The sequence below is a fragment of the Frankia sp. CoWAU3 genome (assembly GCF_977971855.1).
This window is the reverse complement of sequence record NZ_CDWWXB010000052.1, coordinates 5,878-6,733: the sequence shown is the minus strand read 5'-3', so window position 1 is coordinate 6,733 and position 856 is coordinate 5,878. Positions and strand designations below refer to the sequence as shown.

Below are 856 nucleotides of genomic sequence, written 5' to 3'. Positions count from 1 at the left end.
TCGTCCGCGGGGACGACGGCGGCCGCCTCGTCGCCGGAACCGCCGCCGTCGTGCCGGTCGGATCCTCCGCCAACACCGCGTCGCACGGGAAGCACGTCGAGGTCCCTGGTGCTGCCTGCGGGACGACCGCTGATCATCAGAGGTAGATCGGTCACCGTACTGTCGGAGGCTTGCCGGCGGGCGACGTCGGCGACCGTCGTCGTTCCGGCCGCGCCGACCCGGATCGCGAGCGGATCACCGCGTGGTTCGTCCTCGTCCTCGTCCTCGTCCTCGTCCTCGGTGCCGGCGCCCACAGGCGACGATGGCGCCGCCCCGGGAGACTCCCCCGGCCAGAGATCGACCGCGAGGACCGGCTGCGCCCGCACCCCGGCGAGGGTCAGCCCGACGACCCCGGCAAGGGTGGTGGTCCCGGAGTAGGGGAACAGCGAGGTCACCGCGATCCGCCACGAACCGGGCAACGGGATACGGGCCCGGTCGCGCAGAGAGAGCCGTACCGGGATCTCTTCCCATGGCTCGAGATCGCGCACGCCGGCCCACGGCTCCTGCCACGGCCACAGCCGACCGTCCGACGACGGCCGGCGACGCGAGACAGTCTGGCTGCCTGCCGCCGCGGCCTCGGGGGTGGATCGAGACGCCGGGGCCGGCTGCGGCTGCGGTTGCGCGGGGGGGAGCACTGGAGCCGTCGGCTGCTTCGTGTCCGCGGCTGGCGCGGCCGGCGCGGCCGGCGTGTAGCGGGCGACCGGCGGTGCGACCGGCACTGCGCAGACGTGGCCCGGGACGGACGATTCGGAGGGGACCGGATCGTCCGTGGGAGGGGCCTGCGCATCCCCGGGGCCGGTTACCTCGATCGGGCCGG

General features: G+C 74.9%; 1 protein-coding gene. It reads right to left on the bottom strand.

All coding sequences use genetic code 11. The annotated features are described in order from the left end of the window. On the bottom strand, nt 1-527 hold a 527-nt coding region (locus AC08ON_RS07410; RefSeq protein WP_476616681.1), incomplete at its 3' end, for a hypothetical protein. Between the last annotated feature and the right edge of the window lie 329 nt (nt 528-856).